Genomic DNA, 23,454 nt, shown 5'->3' on the forward strand with positions numbered 1-23,454 from the left:
CTGGGAAAAGCCGATGACGGACGTCACCCTCGATCAAGATCACAATACTCCCGAAAACCCCCCATCGCCCAAGAGCCAGAAGCGAAAGCGGCTTTTCCTCTTTTTCGGAGGGGGCCTCGTTCTTATCGCCCTATCTTGGTGGATCTGGGCGACCTTCATCGCGGGTGACACCGAGTCGACGGAGAACGCCTACACGAATGTCGAGGTGGCGCAGGTCACGCCTCTCGTCGGCGGCCCGGTCAAGCGGGTGCTGGTCGTCAACACGCAAGCTGTTCGCGCTGGCGACGTCTTGGCTGAACTGGATGATACGGATTTGCGCCTTGCCGTCGCACAAGCTGAGGCAGCCTTAGGGCGGGCGCGTCGGCAGGTCCGGCAGGTCCAGGAGACCGACGCCAATCTGGCTGGGCAGGTAGCCGTGCGAGCTGCCGACGAAGCGACTGCACGCGCCGATTTGGTTCGCGCACAGGCCGATCTCGACAAGGCCCAGCTTGACGAACGCCGGCGGCGCCGGCTCGCGGGCCCTGGCGCGATTTCGCAGCAGGAATTGAGCGATGCACAGACTGCGGTCCGGGTCGCGCAGGCGGCCGTGGAGCAAGCAAGGGCGCGCATTGCAGCCGCGGAAGCGGCCCGGAATGCGGCCTCTGGCGCTCGTCGCGCCAATCAGGTCCTATTTGAGGACACGACCGTCGAGACAAATCCGGAGGTCCTTGCGGCTACGGCGCGGCTTGACCAGGCGCGTGTCGACCTCTCGCGAGCGGTGATCCGGGCGCCCGTCGATGGGGTAGTGGATCAGCGCCATGTCGCGGTCGGGCAACGCGTCCAGCCGGGCGTGCCGATCATGGTCGTTGTTCCCGTGCAGAACATGTACGTGGATGCCAACTTTAAGGAGGGGCAACTCAGTCAGGTTCGACCGGGACTCCCCGTGACGCTGACGTCGGACCTCTACGGCTCGGATGTTGTGTATCACGGTCGCGTGGAAGGGTTCGCGGGTGGCTCGGGGTCGGCTTTCGCGGCGATCCCGGCACAGAATGCGACCGGCAACTGGATCAAGGTTGTACAGCGGCTCCCCGTCCGCATTCGGCTCGACCCGAGAGAGTTGCAGGAACACCCGCTGCGCGTGGGGCTCTCCATGCACGCGACGATCGACTTGTCGGGGGCGCATTGAGATGTCCGCGAAGGGTGGAGAGCACGAAGGGAGCGGTTATCCGCCGTTGACGGGCGCAAAGCTCGTCATGGCGGCGGCCGCTTTGTCCTTCGGCAACTTCATGGTCGTGCTCGACACGACGATCGCCAATGTCGCGATGCCGACGATTTCGGGCGACCTGGGCGTTTCGACGACCGAAGGGACGTGGATCATTACGGCCTATGCGGTCGCCGAGGCCATCACGGTTCCGCTCACGGGCTGGCTCTCGCGCAGGTTCGGAGAAGTGCGGCTGTTCACGGCCTGCGTCGTAGCCTTCGTGATCTGCTCGATCCTGTGCGGGCTGTCGGGTTCGCTGGGCTTCCTCGTGCTGTTCCGCATCCTCCAGGGCTTCGCGGGCGGTCCGATTATCCCGCTTTCCTCCACGCTACTGATTTCTATATTTCCCAAGGACAAGGCCAACATAGCTTTGGCGATCTGGGGCATGACGACGGTGGTTGCGCCCATCTTCGGCCCGATCCTCGGCGGCTATATCTCCGACAATTATCATTGGGGTTGGATCTTTTATATCAACATCTTCTTCGGGATCGCTGTCGGCAGTGTTGCCTGGTGGCTCATGCACAATCGGGAGACGGCCATCACGCGCAGCCGGATTGACATTGTCGGCCTTCTCCTCCTCGTCGTATTCGTCAGCGCCTTCCAGACAATGATCGACAAGGGGCGCGAACTGGACTGGTTCTCGTCTTCGTTCATCGTCTGGATGGCGATCGTTGCTGGCATCGCGCTCGGCGCGCTGATCCTGTGGGAGCTGACCGACGATGACCCGGTGATCGATCTATCGGTTTTCCGAAACCGCACCTGGCTCGTTTCGACCCTTTCGCTGGGACTAATGTTCGGGCTGTTCTTCGGAAATATCGTGCTGACCCCACTTTGGCTCCAACAGATGATGGGCTACACCGCGACATGGGCGGGCTTTGCCACCGCTCCGATGGGAATTCTGGCCGTTTTGACCGCGCCTATTGTCGGTCGGTTGATGTCGAAGATCGACCCGCGCCTGATCGTCACCTACGGCATGGTGGTTCTGGCCATCTCCTTCTTCATGCGCGCTCATCTGAACGCGCAGGCCGATTTCATGTCGGTCGCAATTCCCATGTTCGTGCTCGGCGCCGGCGTCCCGGCTTGCCTTGTCACGCTCACGTCGCTTGGGGTGTCGGAACTTCCACCCGAAAAGATTGCGAACGGATCTGGGTTGCAGAACTTCATTCGCATCATGGCGATGGCCGTCGGCGCGTCGTTGACCTCGACTTATTGGGAGAATGCGACGAAAGGAAACCGCGCCGAGCTGGTTGCGATCATCGACCCCTCGACGGCTCCCGCGGCTCTGCCTGGGTTGCAGTCCGGTTCAGGGCTCGCCGCCTTCTCGAGAATGGTCGATATGCAGGCTGTGATGCTCGCCACCAACGACTTCTATGCGATGGCGACGATCCTGATCCTGGTCTTCGCTGCCGTGGTCTGGCTCGCGAAGCGGCCCAAAGGACCGCTGAAGCAGGTGAGCCACTGAGGCGGTCTCGTGTCGCGCATCATCGCTGGAGACAGACGGGCCGGCTCGGACCGGCCTGCGGATCGGGCAAGTGCCATCGGACGAGTGTAATGGTGCGCCAAGGAAGTTCGCCGAGGTCTGGAAGGGTCAATCGGCGTCACGACAAGCGCGGAGAGCGCCGCTCGGCGATTGTGGCGATCGCACAGCAGGCGTTCAGCGAGCAGGGATTTGGCGGCACGTCAATGTCGGCCATCGCCGCGCGGATGGGTGGGTCTAAGGCTACGCTCTGGGCCTATTTCCCCTCGAAGAAGGACTTGTTCGCGGCAGCGCTCACCGCTTGGATCGAAGAGAGCACGCCGGTTCGCAGGCCAGACTGGTCGGGTGATCCGAGAAGCGTACTAATCTGCTATTGCGCCGAGTTCATGCGGGCGATGCTTTCGCCAACGGCGGCTACGCTGTTTCGTCTCATGGCGGCCGAAGGTCGGCGCTTTCCGGAGCTTGGCCGCGAGTTCTACAAGTGCGTCCCGCGCCGCCAGCACAGCGTGCTGGCCGGTCTCCTTGAGGACGAAATCCGCGCAGGCCGGCTTCGCGCGTCGGATAGCCTGCGAGCGGCGGAGCAGCTTCACAGCTTATGTATATGCGGCTTGGTCATGCGGCACATGTGTAGCTGGCAGCCAGGCGCCTCTGAAGTTGAGATTGAGAGAGAAGTGGTCGATGCAGTCGACCTGTTCCTCAACGGCTATGGCGTTCGGCCGAAACGAGGCGATCCGCAGAAAGACCATTGAAAGGAGAAGGCCGCGACTGATGTCCTCTCCGGCGTCCGGCCGATAAACAAACTTAAGGAGGGGAAATGCCGGACCTGTCGCTCGACCTTCGGAATCTGCGATATGCGATCGCAGCCGCGCAGCACCGAAGCTTCAGGCGTGCCGCAGCCGCTCTGAATATCTCGCAATCAACGCTGACGCGGCGGGTTCAGCTCTTGGAGCATCGCATCGGCTTTCGCATTTTCGATCGAAGTCCGAGCGGGGTTCAGCTCACCAATGCTGGACAGCTCTTCCTTGAAGAGGCGTCCACGGGCATGCATCAACTCGGTCAAGCCATCCTGCTCGCTGCTTCCGTTCACAAAGGGGAACGGGGCGAGTTGCAGGTGGGAGTGGTCGTCCCTTTGGCGGCAGGCCGCCTTCACCTCGCGCTCAAGGAATTTCACCGGCGTTACCCGCGTATCCGTGTCTGCCTCCACGAAGGATCTTCGGAGCAGGATCTCGCCCGCGTGATGACCGGCGAGCTCGACATCTCATTCCTAGCCGGAACGCCGAAAACGAGTGGGCAAGATGTGCAGTTGCTCTGGACAGAGAGCATCTATGTCGCACTGCCCTCGAGCCATAGGTTGGCGAAGCGCGAGGAGCTGCACTGGCGGGATATTCGCGACGAAGTTTTTGTCGTCACTCAACGTGGCGCCGGCCCGGAGATCCGCAACTATCTGGTCCGGAAGCTTTCAATGCCTGGCTTCAGCCCAAAGATCGATGTTCACGATGTGAGCAGGCAAAGCCTCCTTAGCGTCGTCGCAATGGGATACGGGATCACGCTCACGAGCGGTTCCATCGTGGACGGCATGGCGGAGGGTGTCGCGTTCCGCCCTATCGGCGGCGATCCCGAGCAGCTTCGATATTCCGCAGTCTGGTCGCCGTCCAACTCCAATCCCGCTCTGGGTTGCATGCTGCGGCTCATCAGGGATGTGGCGGCCGGGCGGCGCGGCTTGAATGGCGCCGTGAGGGCCTAGCGCTCGCGATCAGCCTCCAAGGGATTGCGCATCTTGTTCTTGCGGGCTCGGGCAAATCCCCTATCGGTCTGTATGAAGCGCTGCACCATCGCGACAATCAGCCTGCTCGGCTCCGTCGCTGGCACGCCCTCCTGTTGCGCGAGGATCTCGCTATATTCCTGGAGGTCGCGGAACAGCGCTCCAGGCAGTTCAAGGGAGACCTTGACCGGCTTGTCTTCAGTGATCGCTCCGAGTTTCAGCTTGGCCACGCTCAGCCTCCATACGGTTCGAGAACGAGATCGCGCGTGACGATCACGCGGACCGGGAAGCCCGGCCGGATCGTCAGCGTCGGGGCGATGTTGAGCTGTCGGCGGACGATCTCCTGGCCCGCCTGATTGAAGGTGTCCTGGCCGCCGTTGCGGATAGCGCGCAGAAGGCGGTCATCATCGTCGATGGCGAGCTCGGAGCCGATGCTGAGCAGCGTGGACAGTCCCGCGGCCTTGGCAAGTTCAAACCAGTGGTAATCAACGCCGTCCTGAAGACCCGCAAATCCCTCGGAATCGGCGCCGGGCTGTCGCTCGAGCACGATCGAGCGACCATTCGGAAAGATCAGCCGATTCCATACCAGCAGCACGCGGCTCTGCCCGAACTGCACGTTGTTGTCGTACTGGCCGACAACGCGCGTGCCCTGGGGTACGAGAAGGACTCGGCCGGTTGGGCTGTCATAGATGTTCTCCGTCACCTGGGCGGTGATCTGCCCGGGAAGGTCGGAGCGGATGCCGGTGAGAAGAGCGGCCGAGATCACGGCGCCGGCCTGGAGGACATAGGGGGATGCCGGCGCCACGACGCGATCCGGTGCCACGGTTCGGCGATCGGCGGCGGCGTTGAGGAAGGCGTTCTGCCGATCCTGGGCGGTCGGCGTCGCCGGCGGCGGGGCGAGGCCGAGATTTGTCAGGGTTGGTGGCGGCGAAACAGCGTCCGGCGCCGCTGGAGCGGCTACAGGACCAGCGGATCTCGTCTCTGTCGAGGCAAACAAGCGCGCGGTCCTCGCGGCCTCCAGCTCCTGAAGACGGCGCTGCTCCGCGGGGTTTGGACCAGGATTGGGCGCGGCGACACCGGGCGCAGGCACGGGCTGACCCCGGTTCTGCGCGCCGAGCATCGGACGGCCGAGGTCGCCGGGCAGCGGTGGGCCGAGCTGCGGCACGCCGCTATAGTCGCGCGGCAGGCCGGAAATCCCGTCGGCGGTCGGACGGTTCTCGGTCGAGTAGAGTTCTTCATTCGGTCGGCTGCCGTCCCGGGTTTGCAGCGCGTAGACGAGCGCGCCGCCGATGCCGACGCTCGCGACCAGAGCGAGTCCGGCGAGAACCTTGCGCGAGAGCCGTGTCACGCGCGGCGGCTCGGCGCGCAGGCGCATCGCAGCCGGGCTCGGCGGCTCACCGGTCAGCGGCCGCGCCTCCTCCTCTGGACTTTCCTCGCTGCGGGGATCGGTGTCGCTCACGAGGTCGGCCTCCCGTCGGTCCGGACGATGCGGACGCGCTTCTGCTCGCGGCCGGCACCGAAGCGCAGCTCGGCGGCGGCGAAGAGGCGGTCGACGATCATGTAGTTCGAGCGGACCCGGTAGTTGACGAGTTCGGACGTGTTGCCTTCGGCACCGACGACGAACAGCGGCGGCATCTCACCCTGGCCAATGCCGCGCGGGAATTCGATGAACACCTGCCGTCCGTCATCAAAGGCCCGAAGCGGCCGCCATGGCGCGCGATCGCCTTCGATCGCGTAGCGGAAATTGACGTTGGTCAGATCGACGCCGGTGGCGACGGGACGGGTCGCCTCGGCCTGCGCATTCTGGCGACGCAGCGCTATGAGCTGGTCTTGGGGATATTGCCAGGAAACCGACGCCATGTAGGTGCGCTCGGTCGAGCGTAGCTCCATGTGGTAGGTTCGCAGAGTGGTGTTGATGATGAGGTTCGTCATCAGCTCCGGCCGCGTCGGCTTGACCAGGATATGGACCTGTTGCGTCGCGCCCGAGCCGCTTAGCGTGTCGCCGATAATCCAGCGGACGGTGTCTCCGGCGGCGACCGGGCCGGACCCGACGAGCTGCTCACCGGGCTGAAGCGCGATATCGGTGATCTGCCCGACCGCGGTATACACCTGATAGAGCGCGCCCTGGGTGAACGGATAGACCTGCATCGAATTGATGAAGCCGTCGCGCACGGGCTGCACGCGCGCCGCGGCATTGGCCTGGTTCACCCGTGCAGCCGGATCGGCGGGTTCCGGCGCTTGCCGGGAGCGCTCGACCGGCTTCATCTGGCCGGGAAGCGGAAGCGGCCGGGGTAGCTCCACGACGGTGACGGGCGCCGGCGGATCGACCGTCTGCACGGCGGGGGCGGCATTGTCGTAGGAGATCTCCGGCGGCTTGTGCGTGGTCGCGCATCCAGCGAGCGCCGTCGTGGCGAGCAGAATGACCGGCAGCGTGCCGATCCGTGGATGCGCACATGCTTGGATGCGTGAAGCCGGCATTCCGGCTTTACGGAACGACGGCCTCATTGCCCAAGCTCCCGTGACCAGTTGATGGCGTTGACGTAGATGCCGAGCGGGTTCTTCCGCAGGACATCGGCATTGCGTGGTGTCTGGATCACGATCGTCAGGATCGCGGTCCATCGTTCGGTCGTGGCGAGCTGGCCGTTCTCGTAGCGGCGCTCGACCCAGGCGACGCGAAAGCTGTCGGGAGATGCGCGGATGACGCTGGAGACCTCGACCGCGACCTGCTGGCGTCCGACATTGGTGAACGGGTCGTTGGCGCGTGCATAGTCGTTGAGGGCGGCAGCGCCTCGATCGGTCGTAAAGTCGTAGGCCCGCAGCCAGTTCTGGCGGACGATGATGGCGTCGGCCGGGATTGAACGGACCTCCTCGATAAAGCGCGCCAGATGGAAAGCGATCTGCGGATCGGTCGGGCGATAATCGGCCATGGCCGGCGCCACCGCCTGCGCCTGTCCGAGCCGATCGGTCTGCACCACCCAGGGCACGACCGTTCCCCGGGCGGACTGCCAGACCAGGGCCGCGGCGAAACCGGCCGAGAGGAAGAGCGAGCCGAATGCCATAAGACGCCAGTTTCGCGCCTGGACGCGGGCCGAGCCGATGCGGTCGTCCCAGATCTGGCCGGCGCGCTGGTAGGGCGTCTCGGGCTCGGCTGTTTTGCCGTAGTGGGTGGCGGGTCGTTTGAACATCAGCGGTCGCCTTCGGACAGGTTGACGGAGGAGCCGCCGCCATGGGCATCACCCGAGCGGACGGCATGGGCCGTCGCCTGGACGGCATGGGACATTTGCTGGCGGCGGCGCATGCGCTGCGCCCAGGCGGGTGGGCCTCCGCCGCCTGCCGTAGCAGCCGCATCTTCGGACCCCGGTCCGCCGGCGCTCGGTCCACCGGTCGTGGAGCCGCCCGTGGCTCCAAGAACCGCGCGGCCGCCGGCATTGAAGCTCGAGCGCATGCCTTCAGCGGCGCGGGAGGCGGCGCGACGAAGGGGCGAGATCGCGGCACTCCCGCCGGCCCGGGCGACGCCGCCCAGACCGGCGGCGACGCTAGCAGCGCCCGTCTGCCCCGCGGCCCCGAGGCTGTAGGCGGTCGATGCGCCGCCAGCGAGGGCAGCGCCACCGCGGGCGGCGGCGGCGGCCCCGCCTGCCAGGGAGGCGCCGCCTGTCGCGGCGGCGCCCACGGCGCCGGCTCCGAGCGCGACCATGCCGCCGGCGGCGAGACCCGTGCCGACGGCAGCGCCGGCGCTGAGCTGCGGACCGCCCGAGACGATGCCGGACGCGATGCCGGGCCCGAAGATGCCAAGGCCGAGCAATGAGAGGGCTGCGAGGACGATGGCCATCGCCTCGTCGACCGATGGCGTGGCGCCCCCGAAGCCCGCCGTGAATTCGGAGAACAGGGTCGATCCGATCCCGATGATGACCGCGAGGACGAGGACCTTGATGCCGGACGAGATGAGGTTGCCGAGCACCCGTTCGGCCATGAAGGCGGACTTTCCGAACAGGCCGAAGGGGATCAGCACGAAGCCGGCGAGCGTCGTCAGCTTGAACTCGATCAGGGTGACGAAGAGCTGGATGGCGAGGATGAAGAAGGCGAGCAGCACCAGCGCCCAGGCGAGGAACATGCAGGCGATCTGGATGAAGTTCTCGAAGAAGCTCCAATAGCCCATCAGCCCGGAGATCGAATCGAGCAGCGGCCGTCCCGCATCGAGCCCGGTCTGCGCGACCTTGCCGGGGCGAAGAAGATCGGCCGTGGTGAAGCTGGTGCCGCTCGCCTTCAGGCCGAGACCGGCGAAGCTCTCGAAGATGATCCGGGCGAGGTTGTTCCAGTTGCCGATGATGTAGGCGAAAACGCCGACGAACAGCGTCTTCTTCACCAGTCGGGCGATGATGTCGTCATCGGCGCCCCAGGACCAGAAGAGCGCCGCGAGCGTCACGTCGATCACAATCAGCGTCGTGGCGATGAACGTCACCTCGCCGCCGAGCAGACCGAAGCCGCCGTCGATGTAACGGGTGAAGACCTCGAGGAAATGGTCGATGACGCCGGTGTTCCCCATGCCTATCGCGCCTCGCCCGGCTGCGCGTCGGCAGGCGCTGGCTCAGACGGAGCCGTCGCGTCCGGCAGTCTCCCGGCCGGTCGCGATCCGGGGGCGAGGAAGCGACGACGGTTCTCGGCCCAGGCGCGCAGGCAGGCGGGATCGCGAGGGCCGGCCTCGCCGAGCGCCTGGCAGCGGAACAGTTCCGTGCGCAGCGGATCGTTCGGCGTCGGGACCGGCCGCGTTGTCGCCCAGCTCTCCGCCGTTTCCTCCTTCCGGCTCATCTCGATCGCGGTCGCCGTGATCGCGACCGCGACGAAGACGATCGCACCGATGCGTGCGAGCGATTTCCCGTCCATCGCCGCGTCCTCAGTTGCCGCTGTTCGGGAACATCCGCGCGTTGCCCGGCTGATAGCCGCTGCCAGGCGTAAGAAAGCGGCGACGCTGTTCGCGGCCCTGTTCGGCGGCCGCCGCGCGCTCCGCGACGGCGAGCGCCTGGGCGCGGCCGTTGGCGGAAACGACGGCGGTGAGATCAGCGAGCTGCTGCGCCTGGAGCGCGAGAAGCTGATTTCCTGCCTGCGTCGCCTGAAGCGCTCCGGTGGCGCCTTGGCTTTGGCCGACCAGCGCAGACATCTGAATGCGGTTTGTGTCGATGTTGCCGACGACGCCGGCTTGCACCCGCATGGCGTCTTGCAAGCCGCCCACGGTGTTCTGCCAGCGTTCGCGCGCATCGGCGACGAGTTGCGTGTCGGATGCCGACATCGAGGCATTGCCGTAGGTGGTCCGGAACGCCTGATCGATGTTCTGGACATTGTAGGCGATCCGCTGCGCCTCGCCGAGGAGCTGCTGGGTCCGCTGCACCGACTGCTGGAGCTGCTGGAGCGAGGAATAGGGCAGGCTCGTGAGATTGCGGGCCTGGTTCATCAACATGGTCGCCTCGTTCTGCAGCGAGGTGATCTGGTTGTTGATCTGCTGAAGCGCGCGGGTCGCCGAGAGCAGGTTCTGCGCATAGTTCGTCGGATCGTAGACGACCCACTGCGCCTGGGCCGGCGTGGCGAGGTATGGCGCTGTGGCGAGGGTGGTGGTGAGCAGCGCGGCGGCAAGGCGCACCGCGCGCGTGCGGCGCGAGGTCATGAGGAGGTCTCCAGAGTTTCGAGGTTGGGGATGAGTTGGGCCGCCCAGCCGAGATCGTGGCGATCGAGCCAGGCGGTGAGGAAGCCGTCGCGGCCATGCTCGGCGACCGTACTGGCGATCGCTGCCTGATCGGACTTGGAGGACGCGGCGCAGAGCGCCAGCGCGACGTCCGACAGGCCCAGCTCGAAGAGGCGATTGCCCCGGCGCGACTGGCAATAATAGTCGCGCTTCGGCATCGCCCGGGCGAGGATCTCGATCTGCCGGTCGTTGAGCCCGAACCGTCGGTAGATGGCAGTGATCTGCGGCTCGATGGCGCGCTCGTTGGGGAGCAGGATGCGGGTCTGGCAGCTCTCGATGATAGCGGGCGCGATGGCCGACCCGTCGATGTCGGAAAGCGACTGGGTAGCGAAGATGACCGACGCGTTCTTCTTGCGCAGCGTCTTCAGCCACTCACGGAGCTGGCCGGCGAAGCCCTCGTCGTCGAGCGCGAGCCAGCCCTCGTCGATGATGATGAGTGTGGCGCGGCCGTCGAGGCGATCTTCGATCCGGTGGAAGAGATAGGCGAGCACGGCGGCTGCGGCCCCGGTCCCGATCAGTCCTTCGGTTTCGAAAGCCTGGACGGTGGCCTCGCCGAGATGCTCGGCCTCGGCATCGAGCAGCCGGCCATAGGGTCCGCCGACGCAATAGGGCCGTAGCGCCTGCTTGAGGTCGTTGGACTGGAGCAGCACCGACAGGCCGGTCAGGGTGCGCTCGGCGGGCGGCGCCGAAGCCAGCGATGTCAGCGCCGACCAGATATGCTCCTTGACCTCCGGGGTGATCGCAACGCTCTCGCGGCTGAGGATGGCGGAGATCCAGTCGGCGGCCCAGGCGCGTTCTGCGGCGTCATCGATCCGGGCGAGCGGCTGAAGCGAGACGCTGTCGTCCGCACCCTCGGTCAGCCCGCCGCCGAGATCATGCCAGTCGCCGCCCATGGCGAGCGCCGCGGCGCGGATCGAGCCCCCGAAATCGAAGGCGAAGACCTGGGCGCGATCGTAGCGACGGAATTGCAGCGCCATGAGCGCCAGCAGCACGGACTTGCCGGCCCCGGTCGGACCGACGACGAGGGTGTGGCCGACGTCGCCGACATGGATGGACAGCCGGAATGGGGTCGAGCCTTCGGTCTTGCCGAAGAGCAGCGGCGGCGCTGCGAAATGCCCGTCGCGCTCGGGCCCGGCCCACACCGCCGACAGCGGGATCATATGGGCGAGGTTGAGGGTCGAAAGCGGCGGTTGGCGGACATTGGCATAGACATGCCCCGGCAGGCTCCCGAGCCAGGCGTCGGCGGCGTTGATCGTCTCGGGCATGGCGGTGAAGTCGCGGCCCTGGATGACCTTCTCGACGAGGCGCAGCTTCTCGGCGGCGATGCGCGGATCGGCGTCCCAGACGGTGATCGTCGCGGTGACGTAGGCCTGGCCGGCATAGTCGGCGCCGAGCTCCTGCAGCGCGAGATCCGCGTCCGCCGCCTTGTTCGCGGCGTCGGTGTCGACCAGCACCGACGCCTCGTTGGTCATCACCTCCTTCAGGATGGCGGCAATCGATTTGCGCTTGGCGAACCACTGCCGACGGATCTTGGTCAGCAGCTTGGTCGCGTCGGTCTTGTCGAGCAGCACGGCGCGGGTCGACCAGCGATACGGGAAGGCGAGCCGGTTGAGTTCGTCGAGGATGCCGGGTGTCGTCGCGGTCGGAAATCCGACGATGGTGAGGATGCGCAGATGCGTGTCGGCCAGGCGCGGTTCGAGCCCGCCGGTGAGCGGCTGATCGGCGACGAGAGCGTCGAGATACATCGGCGTCTCGGGCACGCGGACGCGGTGCCGCGTCGTCGAGACCGTGGAGTGCAGATAGGTCAGCGTCTCAGCGTCATCGAGCCAGGCGCATTCCGGCATGAAGGCGTCGACGAGCTGGAGGATGCGGTCCGTGCGGTCGATAAAGCCGCGCAGCACCTCATGGGCATCGACGCCGCCGCGCTCGCGGCCCTCATAGAGCCAGCTTTCGGCGCGGGCGGCGTCTTCCGCCGGCGGCAGATAGAGGAAGGTCAGGAAATAGCTGGACTCGAAATGCGCGCCGGCCTCCTCGAAGTCGGCCTTGCGCTCGGCGTCGACCAAGGCCGATGCCGGGTCGGGAAAGCGGCTTGTCGGATAGGTCGCGGCCTCATGGCGCTGCGCCTCGACGAAGATCGCCCAGCCCGAGCCGAGGCGGCGGAAGGCGTTGTTGAGGCGGCCGGCGACCGCGACAAGTTCGGCCGGCACGGCGCTGTCGAGGTCCGGACCGCGGAAGCGGGCGGTCCGCTGGAAGCTGCCGTCCTTGTTCAGGATCACGCCCTCGCCGGCGAGCGCGACCCAGGGCAGGAAGTCGGCGAGCCGGGTGTTGCGATTGCGATATTCCGCAAGGTTCATCATGGCGACGCCCTCAGACCGTCAGATAGGCCGGGATGCGCAGATGCCGGCGTCCGACGTCGACGAATTGCGGATCGCGCTTGGCGGCCCAGACCGCGGCGAAATGACCGATCGCCCAGAGCGCCAGGCCAACCAGCCAGAGGCGCAGACCCAATCCAAGCGCGGCGGCGAGCGTGCCGTTGAGGATGGCGATGGATCGGGGCGCGCCGCCGAGCAGGATGTGCTCGGTCAGCGCGCGATGCACCGGCACTGAGAAGCCTGGGATTTCGCCGACGTAATCCGCGCCGCCTGCCATCAGACGAGCGCTCCGCCGCCGAACGAGAAGAAGGACAGGAAGAAGCTCGACGCCGCGAACGCGATCGACAGGCCGAAAACGATCTGGATGAGCCGCCGGAAGCCGCCGGACGTGTCGCCGAAGGCCAGGGTCAGGCCGGTGATGATGATGATGATCACGGCGACGATCTTGGCGACCGGCCCCTCGATCGACTCGAGGATCGACTGAAGCGGCGCTTCCCACGGCATCGAGGAGCCGGAGGCGTGGGCCGCCGGTGCGAGCGCCAGACTGAGAAAGGTGACGGAAACGGCCGTCGCGATATGGCGGCGGATTCGAAGCGCGTGCTGGATCACGGGATCTCTCCTTCGGGGGGCTGGGTTGCGGGGGTGACGCGGTAATCGCCGTCAGGGCCGAGCCCCTCGATGCGGGCGAGTTCGGCGAGCCGGCGCGAGGCGCCGCGGCCGGAGAGGATGGCAACAAGGTCGATGGTCTCCGCGATGAGCGCCCGCGGCACCGTGACGACGGCTTCCTGGATGAGCTGCTCAAGCCGGCGCAGCGCGCCGATCGCTGTGCCGGCGTGGATCGTGCCGATCCCGCCCGGGTGCCCCGTTCCCCACGCTTTGAGCAGGTCCAGCGCCTCGCTTCCGCGTACCTCGCCGATCGGGATGCGGTCGGGCCGCAGGCGGAGCGATGAGCGCACCAGTTCGGACAGCGTGATCACGCCATCCTTCGTCCGCATGGCGACGAGGTTGGGCGCCATGCATTGGAGTTCGCGCGTGTCTTCAATGACAATGACGCGGTCGGAGGTCTTGGCGATCTCCGCCAGGAGCGCATTGGTGAGCGTCGTCTTGCCGGTGGATGTGCCCCCGGCCACGAGAATATTGCGCCGCTCGGCGACGGCGGCGCGGAGCAGCGCGGCCTGTCCGGCACGCATGATGCCGGCGGCGACATAATCCTCGAGCGTGAAGACGGCGACGGCCGGTTTGCGGATGGCGAAGGCAGGCGCGGCCACGACGGGAGGGAGCAAGCCTTCAAACCGCTCTCCCGTTTCCGGAAGCTCGGCCGAGACACGCGGAGCGCCGGCATGGACCTCGGCGCCGACATGGTGCGCCACCAAGCGGATGATCCGCTCGCCGTCTGCGGGAGAAAGGCGCTCGTCGGTTTCCGAGAGGCCGTCGGAAAGGCGGTCGATCCAGAGCCGCCCGTCAGGGTTGAGCATCACCTCGACGATCGTGGGGTCTTCCAGAAACCCGGCGATCGCAGGTCCGAGCGCGGTGCGCAGCATGCGCGCGCCGCGGAGGACTGCTTCGGATCTCTGCTGGGGGTTTGCCACGTCGTCCCCGTTCTCTTGCGGGCGCGCCCACGCGCGGCCCTGGATCGGGGACGAGTAGAAGAGGCAGAAATCAGGGCCTGACAACAACCGAAATGTGGTCGTCGTACTGTGGCGTACAAAGACAGGGAAACGGCGGAACGCCGCTATACTTCAAGGCAATGGCAGCATGACTATCTCGCGCGCGCACGATGCTGCGGCGCGATCGCGCGGAAGCGCCGAGTCGACTTGCCGCATCGTCACCGCGCGGGCGGTGCGGTCGTCAATCAGCCTCGCCGGTGTGATTGAGATCCTCCGAGATCTCCTGCCTGAGCTTCGGACCGTTCGCGAGCCTGCGGCCCAGGGTGTTGATGAAGGCCTCGTAGCGCTCGGCGGACTTGGCGCGTGCCGCCTGGGCCGCATGCTCCGGCAGGGCGGGCGTCGTGTTGAACCAGAAGCGCACGAAGATCGCGAGGGTCTCGACCGCGATGCCGACGTCCCGCTCGACGCGCGTCAGGCGTCGGTCAAGCTGATCCAGTCGCTTCGTGATCGCCGCTTCCTGGCGCTCTGCGGCGTCGGGCGAAAGGAACGACGCAATGCCGGCCTCGGCGACAAGGGATAGCGAGTGGCCGCGCCGCGCCGCATGCGCCGATAGCGCCTTCATGACCTCCGGTTCGAGATAGACGGAAAGCCGCTGCTTCTTCGGAGGCTTCGCCATGATCGCCTCCTACAGCTCGATGCCATCGCCGGGGTCGAGGGAAGCCTGTCGCGCGACCTGGCGCATCGTGTCCCTCAGCCGGCTATTGCGGGCAGCGTCTTCGTCAGCATCCTCAATCGGTTCGAACTCGAACTCGTTTTCGATCGGAACCGTCTTCTCGACCGGCTTCAGGCGGCGTAGTTCAGGCTGGCGTCGGCGCTCGGACTCGGTCGTGTCTTCCTCGTCCTCGGTCGAAGGCGCATCGGCCGCGGCTCTGGCGAGCGCGCCGCCGATCTCGGGAACTGGCGGAAGGTCGAGACCGCTCCAGTCGTTCGCCGGCGGCTTGCCAGGTTTGCTCAGTGGGGGCGGCGGCAGGATCCGCTCCTGGTATCGGCGGTCCTCGTAGTAGCGCGCCTTCTTGGCCCGGATCGGCGGCGTCCCCGCGACCATGACGATCTCGTCGGCTGGCGGGAGCTGCATGACTTCGCCGGGGGTCAGCAGTGGCCGCGCCGTCTCCGAGCGCGAGACCATCATGTGGCCGAGCCAAGGAGATAGCCGATGGCCGGCATAGTTCTTCATCGCCCTCATCTCGGTCGCGGTGCCGAGGGCGTCGGAGACCCGCTTGGCCGTCCGTTCGTCGTTGGTCGCGAAGCTGACGCGGACGTGGCAGTTGTCGAGGATGGAGTTGTTTGGCCCGTAGGCCTTCTCGATTTGGTTCAGCGACTGCGCGATCAGGAATGCCTTGATCCCGTACCCGGCCATGAACGCGAGCGCGCTTTCGAAGAAGTCGAGGCGCCGAAGCGCGGCGAACTCGTCGAGCATCATCAGCACCCGGGGGCGCCTGGGATTGGCGTGAAGGTCCTCGGTCAAGCGTCGTCCGATCTGATTGAGGATCAGGCGGATCAACGGCGTGGTCCGGCTGATGTCGGACGGGGGCACGACGAGGTAGAGGGTCGTCGGATTGCCCTCCGCCACAAGGTCGGCGATGCGCCAATCGGACCGGCCGGTCACCTGCGCCACCACGGGATCGCGATAGAGGCCGAGGAACGACATGGCGGTCGAGAGCACGCCCGATCGCTCGTTGTCCGACTTGTTGAGCAGCTCGCGTGCGGCGCTGGCGATGACGGGGTGCGGGCCGGCCTCGCCCAGATGAGCGGTCTTCATCATCGCCGCGAGTGTCGACTCGATCGGGCGTCTGGGATCGGATAGGAAGGCAGCGACGCCGGCGAGGGTCTTGTCCTTTTCGGCGTAGAGGACATGGAGGATGGCGCCGACCAACAGGGCGTGGCTGGTCTTTTCCCAGTGGTTTCGCTTCTCGAGCGATCCTTCCGGGTCGACCAGGATGTCGGCGATATTCTGGACGTCGCGGACCTCCCATTCGCCCCTGCGGACCTCGAGCAGCGGATTGTAGGCGGCGGACTTCGGGTTGGTCGGGTCGAAGAGCAGCACGCGGCCGTGCCGGGCCCGGAAGCCGGCCGTCAACGTCCAGTTTTCCCCTTTGATGTCGTGAACGATCGCCGAGCCCGGCCAGGTGAGCAGCGAGGGCACGACCAGCCCTACGCCCTTGCCGGATCGGGTCGGAGCGAAGCACAGCACATGCTCGGGCCCATCATGACGGAGATAGTCGCGATCGAGCTTTCCGAGCACCACGCCGTCGGCGCCGAGCAGCCCTGCGGCCTTCACCTCGTCGGGCCTGGCCCAGCGCGCCGACCCGTAGGTCTCGACGTTCTTCGCCTCGCGGGCGCGCCACACGGACATCCCGATCGCGACGGCGATCGAGATGAATCCGCCCGAGGCGGCGATATAGGCGCCCTCGACGAAGATCGGCGGCGCGTAGGCGTCATAGAAATACCACCACCAGAAGAAGGCCGGGGGATAGTAGACCGGCCAGCCGGCGACCTCGAACCACGGATGGCCGAGCTGCGGTTGAAAGCCGAGCCGGTAGGCCGTCCACTGCGTGGCCGTCCAAGTCGTGAAGAGCACGATCATGAACACGGTGAGTATCTGGCCCCAGAGGATTTTCGTCGCGGACATGGCGGCGTTCCCTTCTTGATCTGCGCTAGAGGCCGAGGCCCCGCTTGCGCCCGAAGCTCCAGTCGACGCCGCCGTCATTGCGGGCGACGCCGGAGACATGCTGCCCGAGCTGGCGGTCGAGGGACGGCGTCCAGGGCACGAGTTGAAAGCCGAGGCCATCGTCGATCATGGCGAAGCGGCCCGATGCGAGCGTGAGCCGCTGCCGATAGGTGCCGGCGACGTATTCGCCGCTCCCAGCCTTGGCGAATGTCCGGCCGGTCTCCGCGGCGAGCTTGTCCGCCAGCGCGTCAAGCTCGCGTCGGCGCAGCGTCTCGATGAGATTGCGCGAGAAGATGACGCTCTGGCCGTGCCGTTCGGCGAGCCGCTGGTCGATCAGATGCTCAGCGCGCCGATCCATGGCGTCGCGAACTTCGACGCCGAAGCCGCCGCCTCCCAAGGCGGCCGGCTCGCGCGCGATCGCCTGCCGGTCAAGCCAGGTGGCGCCCGTGGCGGTGACTTGCCGGGAGATGTCGAGATCGGAGCGGACGGCGAGCGCGACGCGGCGTTGACCGCGTGCATCGTCGAAGCGGCGTAGCTCAACGATCGATCCCGGCGCGCTGTCGCCGGCGGCGTCGAGGTCGGGCAGCTTCATGTGATGGGTTCGGCCGTCGACGCCGTCAACAACAGCAAAGGCCGTCCCCTTCAATTCGTTGTCGAGGCCGCGCGCGACCAGCCGGCCGACGATTGGATCGTCGATGTTCTCCGCGGCAAGCACGTAACTTGCCGCGCCACGGTCGATGCCGCGCTCGGTCAGCCCGCGATGGATGCGCTTGATGATGTCGCCGCGCTCGCCGAGCTCGCGCAGCGTCGTCTCCGCCCGCTCGGCGATGACCCATTGGCCTGGGCCAATCTCGTTGGCGAGGCCGAGCGTTTCGAGCTTGCGCAGGCGGCCGACCTTCAGCGCGTGAAACTCGTCGGGTTGTCGATCCGGGCGCGGCGCGAGATCGACGACGCCGGTCCGGTAGCCATCACGGGCGAGCTGCCGATCGAGGCTGGTCCAGCGCTCGGCTTCGATCTGGCGCTCGAGGCTACGGCGGATGTCGTGATCGGTGCGCGGGCCCAGCTCTTGGGTGATGAGATCACGGGCGCGATCGCGCATGCCCTCCCTGATGTAGTCGCGGGAGATGACGAGGTTCTCGCTGTCGTCGCGCACGCCGCGCACGATCAGATGGACGTGGGGATGCTCGGTGTTCCAATGGTCGACGGCCGTCCAGTCGAGCTTGGTGCCGAGATCCTTCTCCATCTGGCCGACGAGACCGCGGGTGAAGGAGCGCAGGTCCGACATCTCCAGCGCGTCGTCCGGCGAGACGATGAACCGAAAATGGTGGCGATCATCTTCGCAGCGCTCGGCAAATTCCTTCGGGTCGAGGTCATCGCCGCCCGGGCCGAACAGCCGGGCCTTCTCCCCATCCCGGGTAACGCCCTCGCGGCGCAGATAGCCGAGATGGGTCGCGAGCGGGGCGGAGCGGCCGCCGCTGCGGACGACACGCGCCTTGATGACCGCCCCGCGCGAGCGGGCGGTGAGGAAGCGATTGGCTTGCACCGCGGCGCGCTGACCGCGCCCGAAGCGCGAGCGGTTGCCGGGGCCGATCTTGCCTTTCCGAGAGACCGAGCCGCCCGCCTTCTGGGCAGCGGCGAGCGCCTGCGCGATGAAAGGCCGGGCCTGCTGCGCCTTGGTCGAGCGGATGCGGCCGGGCCGGATGCGGAAGTCGTCCTCGACGCTCATGGTCGAAGCCCCGCACATCGCGCAACGGCGCGGAAATCCTTGATGAAATGCGCGTCGCGCACCTTGCGCCGATCAGGCGCACATCGCGCAAACGCGCCATAACCCCTTGAAAAACCACAACCGCCCAAGGCCGCACATCGCGGCCCTTTATCCTGCCATCGTGCGGTTGTGGTGCCTGTGCTTCCCTCCGCTCCCGCCAATCCTATCCCGGAGCCCGACAACGCCGCCTGGAGTGCCACCGTGCTCATCGCGGCCCCGCACTGGCGGTTTGGACGACGAAGAGGCCGCCGGTTTGCGGATCGGCGGGCGCAAAATCCCGTTCTCGACGCTGCGATGATGCTGCAGCCGGATCGCCGTCATCGTGCCGAACCTCTGCGCGCGGCGGCGCCTCGGCCTGTGCGATGAACAGCGGCGCGCGTGTCCAGGCCAGCGGATCGGCGACTGCGACGATGACAGGGGATGGCAGGCCGGCCCCATCGATGACCGGCACAAGCATGGCGAGGTAGGCGCGCGTTTCCGCCGGCAGGGTGCGGCCGCGATCGCGATAGTCCTCATAGCGGCCGGGACCGGCGTTATAGGCCGCCAGGAAGCCCGGCGAGCCGTAGCGGTCGTGCATCTCGCGCAGATAGGCGGCGCCCGCCAGAATGTTGTCGCGCGGATCGTAGGGGTCCGGTCCAAGCGCATAGCGGGTGCGCATTTCCGTCCAGGTGGCCGGCATGACTTGCATGAGGCCGATTGCACCCTTGGGGGAGATGGCGCGCGCGTCGCCGCGGCTTTCGACGCGCATGACGGCGCGAATCCAGAGCTCCGGGATAGCGAACCGGCGGGCGGCTTCGGTGACGAAGCCGGCATGAGGGTCGGCCGCGTCGATGCGCGCCGGGGGCATAGTCTGCGCGCTGGCAGGCAACGCCGGAAGCGCTGCGGCGGGCAGGCCGGGAAGGAAAAGGAGGGCCGTCAGCCGGACGGCGGCGGACCGCCCGGCGACAGCGTGATAGCGGCGGGACGGCACCGCTCAGTCCCGCTCGCCGCGCTTCGGCGGCCGGTTCCAGTGCAGGCCCCAGGCGGACTTGTCGTCGGCCGACTGGAAGAGGTTCGCACGGATCGGATGTCCGAAGGTGGGATCGTCGAGGTGAAGCGAGACGTAGTCACCGGCCTTCTCTCCGGTGCGCTTCCAGCCCGCGCCGATCTCGGCGCCGGTTTCGTTGTTCATGCCGTCGAAGACATGGACGCGGTAATCCGGCGCGTTGTCGGCGTCGGACGGTTCGGCGGGAACGATGATGATGTCCTGATGCAGCGCGAGCGTCTGCAAATTGCCGATGAAGCCGGAACCGTCGCGCGTGAATTGACCGATCAGGGACATGATTGCCTCCGTGGATGTGCGGTGAGGTTGGACATGGGACGCACCGTCACCGCGTCGGTGCGCGCCAGACGAAGCGGCCGTCGCGGTCCTCGTCGGTGTAGAGAGGGATGGCCCGCCCGATCACGGCGGACGCGGGAAGCGGCCCGAAGTACCGGCCGTCCAGGCTGTCGCGGACCTGCCAGTTCATCAGGAACAGCTCGCCGGGCGCGACGACGCGGCAGCCCTTCCAGACCGGTAAAGGATTGCCGCGGCGATCGTGATCCAGCGCGTCGCCCATCGGCACGGCGTCGACCGTAATGGCGAGGCCGGTTCGACAGACCCGCTGCCCGGGAAGCGCGGCGACCCGCTTCAGGAGCGGCACGCCGCGCGGCAGATAACCGCCATCGGCAAGGAAGCTGGCCAGCGGTTCGGGCGGGCGCACGGCGACTAGGTCGGTCACTTCGGGTGACCGGTCCGGCTCGACGCGGTAGAGACCGATCGGCGTGCTCGCCGAAGCGTTCCAGATCAGCTTCGGCGCGAACGAGACGATCGACAGGATGCCGAGCAATGACACCGCGCCCGTCGTGGTGATGGCGTAGCCGAGCCGGGTCATGCGCCGATCTCCCGGCGCAGGAGGAAGGCGCGGTGGTGCGCCGGCGTGTAGGTCCGTGGCGTCTCCCCGGCTGCGAGGCGGTTGTGGACGTGGCGCCAGTGATCGGGCGAAACATCGCCGGGATCGATCCCGGCCGCCTCGATCGCGTCGACGAGCTGGAGCACGCGCTCCACCTTCGGCCAACCGTCGACACGAAGCAGAAAGTCGCCGCCGGGCGTGACGGTCGGCACCGTCTGGCACGCCGCGCCACGCGCAACGGCGCGCATGATGTCGAGCCGCGAGAGCACGGTGCCGTGCTCGTTCGCCGCCCAGCGGACCAGCGCGAAGGTCGCACCAGGAGGGAAAAAGAGGAGCCGTCTGCGGCGATCGAGGATCTGTTCGCGCAGCTCGCGACCGAAGCGGATCCAGTGCTCGGTCTGCTTCTCGATCCAGACGAGTTCGACCTGGGTGAGGTGCTCGGACGGCTCGGCGCAAGCGCGGCCGACGCATGGGGGCGCGGCGACGAGGCCGGTCATTGGCCCTCTCCTGACCGGGGCGGGAACTCACGCTCGAACAGGGCGCGCAGCATGTCGGCGACGGTCAGGCCGCGCTGGAACGCCGCGATCTTTATACGGCCGCGCATGTCGGAGGTGACGTCGATCGTCAGCCGGGCCGAGAAGTCCTCGGCGGGCTGGCCAAGGGGGGCGTGGCGGTCGGGCGCCTTGATCCAGCCTTCGGGATCGGCGGGACGCGCCGCAAAGCTGCGCTTCGGGGACCGCTCGCTCATGCGCCGATCCCCGCGACTTCCGCGGCGAACGCGGCGATCTCGCGCGCGCCAGGGCAATCCTCGTCCTGCTCGGCGGCCAGCCGACCGGTCTGAACGACATCGGCGAAGACGATGCGCTGGCCGATGGTCGTCGCGAGCAGCGGCGGATCGTGATCGGCGAGGGTCTCCGCCGTCTCGCGAGCGAGCACCGTGCGGGCTGCGCAGCGGTTCAGCACGAAGCGCGCGGCGAGCTCCGGGCGGTAGATGCGCGCCTCGCCGAGCAAGGAGAGCATCTCGGCCGAGGCCCAGCCGTCGAGCGGCGACGGTTGCACCGGAATCAGCACGAGGTCGGCCGCAAGGAGCGCCGAGCGCATGAGGCCGGCGACGCGCGGCGGCCCGTCGATGACGACATGGTCGGCGTCGCGGGCCAGTTCCGGCGCCTCGCGGTGCAGGGTGTCGCGCGCCAGGCCGACGACACCGAACAGCCGCCCCAGCCCCTCCCGGCTGCGCTGCTGCGACCAGTCGAGGGCCGATCCCTGCGGATCGGCGTCGATGAGCGTGACGCGCTTGCCATGGCGCGCCCACTCGCCGGCCAGGTGCAGCGCGAGCGTCGTCTTGCCCACGCCGCCCTTCTGGTTGAGCAGCGCGACGATCATGACGGTCTCGCGGGACAAGGGGACTCGTCCACAGCGGCCGAAAAGCGCCGGTCCGTTAGAAAGATTCCGAAGGAATCTAGGTTAGAGAAGTTAGGGGGCGCGCAAGCTACTGATTTGGCGAGCAGAATCGACGATTCTGGTCCCCGATAGCACGAGGATCGGGTCCTCGATGGCACGATAGCGCCGGTCCCTGATAGCACGAGACGATTCACAGCTTTTCCCCAGAGCGAGTGGTCGACCGCCGACGTCGGCGCGGGATGCCGAGCGCGTCGGGCTCGGTCGGTACGAAGGACAGGATTTCGGGCCCGCCGACGCATTGCTCGATGGTCAGGCGATAGCCCGGCAGCGGCTGGCGCTTGACGATGTCGCGCAGGTCGTAGGCGAAGTGCTTGAGCGGCGAGAGGCTGCCGGATTTGGCGTGGAGGTGCGGGAAGTCGAAGCTCCAGCCGAACTCCTGTTTGCCGCCGTGCTTGCGCACCAGGCGGTACAGCCACCGCTCGAGCCCGCCGGTCAGCCTGAAGTAGGTGCGATCGATGGTGAGCACGAGCGCGTCGTCCAGCACCGCGCCGTAGAACCAGTCGGGCACGATCAGCTCGAGGCCGAGCGGCCGGCCGCGATCATCCGCGCGCTCCTTCCACTCGTTGATCCAGGAGAAGCGATGCATCCGCCGCTCGGTCGGCTGGCGGATGGACGTCGCCACGGTGGTCGACTGCAGCCGGTCCAGCGCCGCCTTCAGGCGGTCGTAGTCGCGTAGGGATACGCCGCGACCGATGAAGTTCAGAATCTCATAAGGCGTCGTCGCCATGAGGCGCGACGGGCGCAGGCCGACGTCGCGCGCTTCGACGATCTGCGATGCGGCCCAGATGAGGACGTCGGCGTCCCAGATGGTCGCCATGCCGTGCTCCGGCACCGCCTCGACGCGGATTTTGACGGAGCCCGATTTGAAGTCGATCGGCGCGAGGCGTTTCGACTTCCCAAGCGAGAAGAACGGATAGGCCATGAGGTCCTGCGCGTCGCGCGGCGCGAGATCGCCGGGCAATGCCCGGAACAGATCGAGCTGGGCGCGCTCGTCGCGTTGCTGGGGGCGGGACGACATGGGGACCGGGGTCAGCGCAGAAGGCCGCCGTTGGCCGACGCGGGCTGACGTTTGGCGGGCAGTACCGTGCCGCTGCGCGGATCCGAGGTCGAGGTGACGAGACCCCGATCCGCCCAGGCTTGAAGGTCATCGACGGAATAGACGACGCGTCCGCCGAGCTTTCGATAGGTCGGACCGGTTCCGTAGGTGCGGTGCTTCTCGAGCGTGCGTTCAGAAAGGCCGAGGAAGCGCGCCGCCTCCTGCGTTCTCAGGTAGCGTGTCGGTAGATTGGCGGCTGTCTCGGCCATGATCGCACCTCCGTGGTCTCGCGGGCGGCCGCTGCGAACGAGCGGCGCATTGCGAGCACGGTGGCGCGAGGA

At 67.0% G+C, this 23,454-nt stretch carries 26 protein-coding genes; 4 read left to right on the plus strand and 22 right to left on the minus strand.

Annotated features, from left to right (window positions below):
* Nucleotides 1–13 precede the first annotated feature (13 nt).
* From GGR45_RS02265 to GGR45_RS02280, 4 genes are all read left to right on the plus strand, one after another.
* Nucleotides 14–1,165 carry an HlyD family secretion protein gene (locus GGR45_RS02265; RefSeq protein WP_013041701.1) on the plus strand — a complete coding sequence of 384 codons (1,152 nt, stop codon included), beginning with the start codon at nucleotides 14–16 and terminating at the stop codon, nucleotides 1,163–1,165.
* Nucleotide 1,166: 1 nt separating this feature from the next.
* The gene (locus GGR45_RS02270) at nucleotides 1,167–2,702 is read left to right on the plus strand and encodes a DHA2 family efflux MFS transporter permease subunit (protein WP_175313940.1); all 1,536 of its coding nucleotides are present in this window, start codon (nucleotides 1,167–1,169) and stop codon (nucleotides 2,700–2,702) included.
* Nucleotides 2,703–2,791: 89 nt separating this feature from the next.
* Nucleotides 2,792–3,466, plus strand: coding sequence for a TetR/AcrR family transcriptional regulator (locus GGR45_RS02275; RefSeq protein ID WP_013041703.1), 675 nt, complete (start codon nucleotides 2,792–2,794; stop codon nucleotides 3,464–3,466).
* Between the two features lie 65 nt (nucleotides 3,467–3,531).
* Entirely contained in the window at nucleotides 3,532–4,461 is a 930-nt protein-coding gene (locus GGR45_RS02280; RefSeq protein ID WP_013041704.1) for a LysR family transcriptional regulator, read from the plus strand.
* On the opposite strand, the gene GGR45_RS02285 is transcribed toward GGR45_RS02280, so the two are convergent.
* From GGR45_RS02285 to GGR45_RS02390, 22 genes are all read right to left on the minus strand, one after another.
* The gene (locus GGR45_RS02285; protein ID WP_013041705.1) at nucleotides 4,458–4,709 is read right to left on the minus strand and encodes a DUF2274 domain-containing protein; all 252 of its coding nucleotides are present in this window, start codon (nucleotides 4,707–4,709) and stop codon (nucleotides 4,458–4,460) included. The genes GGR45_RS02280 and GGR45_RS02285 overlap by 4 nt on opposite strands.
* 2 nt (nucleotides 4,710–4,711) lie before the next feature.
* Nucleotides 4,712–5,854 carry a TraB/TrbI/VirB10 family type IV secretion system protein gene (locus GGR45_RS02290; protein ID WP_217498151.1) on the minus strand — a complete coding sequence of 381 codons (1,143 nt, stop codon included), beginning with the start codon at nucleotides 5,852–5,854 and terminating at the stop codon, nucleotides 4,712–4,714.
* Nucleotides 5,855–5,934: 80 nt separating this feature from the next.
* A complete protein-coding gene (trbG, locus tag GGR45_RS02295; RefSeq protein ID WP_021223122.1) occupies nucleotides 5,935–6,957 on the minus strand; it encodes a P-type conjugative transfer protein TrbG in 1,023 nt (340 codons plus the stop codon).
* A gap of 23 nt (nucleotides 6,958–6,980) precedes the next feature.
* Entirely contained in the window at nucleotides 6,981–7,664 is a 684-nt protein-coding gene (gene trbF / locus GGR45_RS02300; RefSeq protein WP_013041708.1) for a conjugal transfer protein TrbF, read from the minus strand.
* On the minus strand, nucleotides 7,664–9,022 hold the full coding sequence (trbL, locus tag GGR45_RS02305) for a P-type conjugative transfer protein TrbL (protein ID WP_013041709.1): 1,359 nt from the start codon (nucleotides 9,020–9,022) through the stop codon (nucleotides 7,664–7,666). Before trbL ends, trbF begins: the two co-directional genes overlap by 1 nt.
* A 2-nt stretch (nucleotides 9,023–9,024) precedes the next feature.
* Nucleotides 9,025–9,360, minus strand: a complete 336-nt coding sequence (gene trbK-alt / locus GGR45_RS02310; protein WP_013041710.1) for a putative entry exclusion protein TrbK-alt — start codon at nucleotides 9,358–9,360, stop codon at nucleotides 9,025–9,027.
* Between the two features lie 10 nt (nucleotides 9,361–9,370).
* Nucleotides 9,371–10,135, minus strand: a complete 765-nt coding sequence (gene trbJ / locus GGR45_RS02315) for a P-type conjugative transfer protein TrbJ (protein ID WP_013041711.1) — start codon at nucleotides 10,133–10,135, stop codon at nucleotides 9,371–9,373.
* Nucleotides 10,132–12,570 carry a conjugal transfer protein TrbE gene (gene trbE, locus GGR45_RS02320; RefSeq protein ID WP_013041712.1) on the minus strand — a complete coding sequence of 813 codons (2,439 nt, stop codon included), beginning with the start codon at nucleotides 12,568–12,570 and terminating at the stop codon, nucleotides 10,132–10,134. The genes trbJ and trbE overlap by 4 nt, the downstream gene beginning before the upstream one ends.
* 10 nt (nucleotides 12,571–12,580) lie before the next feature.
* Nucleotides 12,581–12,862, minus strand: coding sequence for a VirB3 family type IV secretion system protein (locus tag GGR45_RS02325; protein ID WP_013041713.1), 282 nt, complete (start codon nucleotides 12,860–12,862; stop codon nucleotides 12,581–12,583).
* A complete protein-coding gene (locus GGR45_RS02330; protein WP_425505835.1) occupies nucleotides 12,862–13,191 on the minus strand; it encodes a TrbC/VirB2 family type IV secretion system protein in 330 nt (109 codons plus the stop codon). The genes GGR45_RS02325 and GGR45_RS02330 overlap by 1 nt, the downstream gene beginning before the upstream one ends.
* On the minus strand, nucleotides 13,191–14,126 hold the full coding sequence (gene trbB / locus GGR45_RS02335) for a P-type conjugative transfer ATPase TrbB (RefSeq protein WP_021223121.1): 936 nt from the start codon (nucleotides 14,124–14,126) through the stop codon (nucleotides 13,191–13,193). Before trbB ends, GGR45_RS02330 begins: the two co-directional genes overlap by 1 nt.
* A gap of 307 nt (nucleotides 14,127–14,433) precedes the next feature.
* Nucleotides 14,434–14,868: a hypothetical protein gene (locus GGR45_RS02340; protein ID WP_013041716.1), complete on the minus strand. Its 435-nt coding sequence runs from the start codon at nucleotides 14,866–14,868 to the stop codon at nucleotides 14,434–14,436.
* 9 nt (nucleotides 14,869–14,877) lie between these two features.
* Nucleotides 14,878–16,881 (minus strand): conjugal transfer protein TraG, encoded by a 2,004-nt coding sequence (locus GGR45_RS02345; protein ID WP_013041717.1) that lies wholly within the window; start codon nucleotides 16,879–16,881, stop codon nucleotides 14,878–14,880.
* A 25-nt stretch (nucleotides 16,882–16,906) separates the two neighbouring features.
* Nucleotides 16,907–18,646 (minus strand): relaxase/mobilization nuclease domain-containing protein, encoded by a 1,740-nt coding sequence (locus tag GGR45_RS02350; RefSeq protein WP_013041718.1) that lies wholly within the window; start codon nucleotides 18,644–18,646, stop codon nucleotides 16,907–16,909.
* Between the two features lie 244 nt (nucleotides 18,647–18,890).
* Nucleotides 18,891–19,532 carry a lytic transglycosylase domain-containing protein gene (locus GGR45_RS02355; RefSeq protein ID WP_021223119.1) on the minus strand — a complete coding sequence of 214 codons (642 nt, stop codon included), beginning with the start codon at nucleotides 19,530–19,532 and terminating at the stop codon, nucleotides 18,891–18,893.
* Nucleotides 19,533–19,658: 126 nt separating this feature from the next.
* Nucleotides 19,659–20,006 (minus strand): DUF736 domain-containing protein, encoded by a 348-nt coding sequence (locus GGR45_RS02360; protein WP_013041720.1) that lies wholly within the window; start codon nucleotides 20,004–20,006, stop codon nucleotides 19,659–19,661.
* 46 nt (nucleotides 20,007–20,052) lie between these two features.
* Nucleotides 20,053–20,598, minus strand: coding sequence for a S26 family signal peptidase (locus tag GGR45_RS02365; RefSeq protein ID WP_013041721.1), 546 nt, complete (start codon nucleotides 20,596–20,598; stop codon nucleotides 20,053–20,055).
* The gene (locus GGR45_RS02370) at nucleotides 20,595–21,113 is read right to left on the minus strand and encodes a DUF2840 domain-containing protein (RefSeq protein ID WP_013041722.1); all 519 of its coding nucleotides are present in this window, start codon (nucleotides 21,111–21,113) and stop codon (nucleotides 20,595–20,597) included. The genes GGR45_RS02365 and GGR45_RS02370 overlap by 4 nt, the downstream gene beginning before the upstream one ends.
* Nucleotides 21,110–21,364, minus strand: a complete 255-nt coding sequence (locus GGR45_RS02375) for a hypothetical protein (RefSeq protein WP_013041723.1) — start codon at nucleotides 21,362–21,364, stop codon at nucleotides 21,110–21,112. The genes GGR45_RS02370 and GGR45_RS02375 overlap by 4 nt, the downstream gene beginning before the upstream one ends.
* Entirely contained in the window at nucleotides 21,361–21,999 is a 639-nt protein-coding gene (parA, locus tag GGR45_RS02380) for a ParA family partition ATPase (RefSeq protein WP_013041724.1), read from the minus strand. The genes GGR45_RS02375 and parA overlap by 4 nt, the downstream gene beginning before the upstream one ends.
* A gap of 208 nt (nucleotides 22,000–22,207) precedes the next feature.
* A complete protein-coding gene (locus GGR45_RS02385) occupies nucleotides 22,208–23,095 on the minus strand; it encodes a replication initiator protein A (protein WP_013041725.1) in 888 nt (295 codons plus the stop codon).
* Nucleotides 23,096–23,106: 11 nt separating this feature from the next.
* A complete protein-coding gene (locus GGR45_RS02390) occupies nucleotides 23,107–23,382 on the minus strand; it encodes a helix-turn-helix transcriptional regulator (protein WP_013041726.1) in 276 nt (91 codons plus the stop codon).
* Nucleotides 23,383–23,454: the final 72 nt, after the last annotated feature.

The sequence above is a fragment of the Sphingomonas zeae genome, assembly GCF_014197135.1.
GTDB lineage: Bacteria > Pseudomonadota > Alphaproteobacteria > Sphingomonadales > Sphingomonadaceae > Sphingomonas > Sphingomonas zeae.

Bases quoted from the DNA above. Each gene is read 5' to 3' on its own strand.
- GGR45_RS02340 (WP_013041716.1), bottom strand. From the start codon at position 14,868: ATGGCGAAGCCTCCGAAGAAGCAGCGGCTTTCCGTCTATCTCGAACCG.
- trbB (WP_021223121.1), bottom strand. From the start codon at position 14,126: ATGCTGCGCACCGCGCTCGGACCTGCGATCGCCGGGTTTCTGGAAGAC.
- GGR45_RS02390 (WP_013041726.1), bottom strand. From the start codon at position 23,382: ATGGCCGAGACAGCCGCCAATCTACCGACACGCTACCTGAGAACGCAG.
- GGR45_RS02370 (WP_013041722.1), bottom strand. From the start codon at position 21,113: ATGACCGGCCTCGTCGCCGCGCCCCCATGCGTCGGCCGCGCTTGCGCC.
- trbG (WP_021223122.1), bottom strand. From the start codon at position 6,957: ATGCCGGCTTCACGCATCCAAGCATGTGCGCATCCACGGATCGGCACG.
- GGR45_RS02275 (WP_013041703.1), top strand. From the start codon at position 2,792: ATGGTGCGCCAAGGAAGTTCGCCGAGGTCTGGAAGGGTCAATCGGCGT.
- GGR45_RS02365 (WP_013041721.1), bottom strand. From the start codon at position 20,598: ATGACCCGGCTCGGCTACGCCATCACCACGACGGGCGCGGTGTCATTG.
- trbF (WP_013041708.1), bottom strand. From the start codon at position 7,664: ATGTTCAAACGACCCGCCACCCACTACGGCAAAACAGCCGAGCCCGAG.
- trbE (WP_013041712.1), bottom strand. From the start codon at position 12,570: ATGATGAACCTTGCGGAATATCGCAATCGCAACACCCGGCTCGCCGAC.
- GGR45_RS02280 (WP_013041704.1), top strand. From the start codon at position 3,532: ATGCCGGACCTGTCGCTCGACCTTCGGAATCTGCGATATGCGATCGCA.
- GGR45_RS02355 (WP_021223119.1), bottom strand. From the start codon at position 19,532: ATGCCCCCGGCGCGCATCGACGCGGCCGACCCTCATGCCGGCTTCGTC.
- GGR45_RS02290 (WP_217498151.1), bottom strand. From the start codon at position 5,854: ATGCGCCTGCGCGCCGAGCCGCCGCGCGTGACACGGCTCTCGCGCAAG.
- GGR45_RS02265 (WP_013041701.1), top strand. From the start codon at position 14: ATGACGGACGTCACCCTCGATCAAGATCACAATACTCCCGAAAACCCC.
- GGR45_RS02375 (WP_013041723.1), bottom strand. From the start codon at position 21,364: ATGAGCGAGCGGTCCCCGAAGCGCAGCTTTGCGGCGCGTCCCGCCGAT.
- parA (WP_013041724.1), bottom strand. From the start codon at position 21,999: ATGATCGTCGCGCTGCTCAACCAGAAGGGCGGCGTGGGCAAGACGACG.
- trbL (WP_013041709.1), bottom strand. From the start codon at position 9,022: ATGGGGAACACCGGCGTCATCGACCATTTCCTCGAGGTCTTCACCCGT.
- GGR45_RS02385 (WP_013041725.1), bottom strand. From the start codon at position 23,095: ATGTCGTCCCGCCCCCAGCAACGCGACGAGCGCGCCCAGCTCGATCTG.
- GGR45_RS02325 (WP_013041713.1), bottom strand. From the start codon at position 12,862: ATGGCAGGCGGCGCGGATTACGTCGGCGAAATCCCAGGCTTCTCAGTG.
- GGR45_RS02360 (WP_013041720.1), bottom strand. From the start codon at position 20,006: ATGTCCCTGATCGGTCAATTCACGCGCGACGGTTCCGGCTTCATCGGC.
- trbJ (WP_013041711.1), bottom strand. From the start codon at position 10,135: ATGACCTCGCGCCGCACGCGCGCGGTGCGCCTTGCCGCCGCGCTGCTC.
- GGR45_RS02270 (WP_175313940.1), top strand. From the start codon at position 1,167: ATGTCCGCGAAGGGTGGAGAGCACGAAGGGAGCGGTTATCCGCCGTTG.
- trbK-alt (WP_013041710.1), bottom strand. From the start codon at position 9,360: ATGGACGGGAAATCGCTCGCACGCATCGGTGCGATCGTCTTCGTCGCG.
- GGR45_RS02345 (WP_013041717.1), bottom strand. From the start codon at position 16,881: ATGTCCGCGACGAAAATCCTCTGGGGCCAGATACTCACCGTGTTCATG.
- GGR45_RS02350 (WP_013041718.1), bottom strand. From the start codon at position 18,646: ATGAGCGTCGAGGACGACTTCCGCATCCGGCCCGGCCGCATCCGCTCG.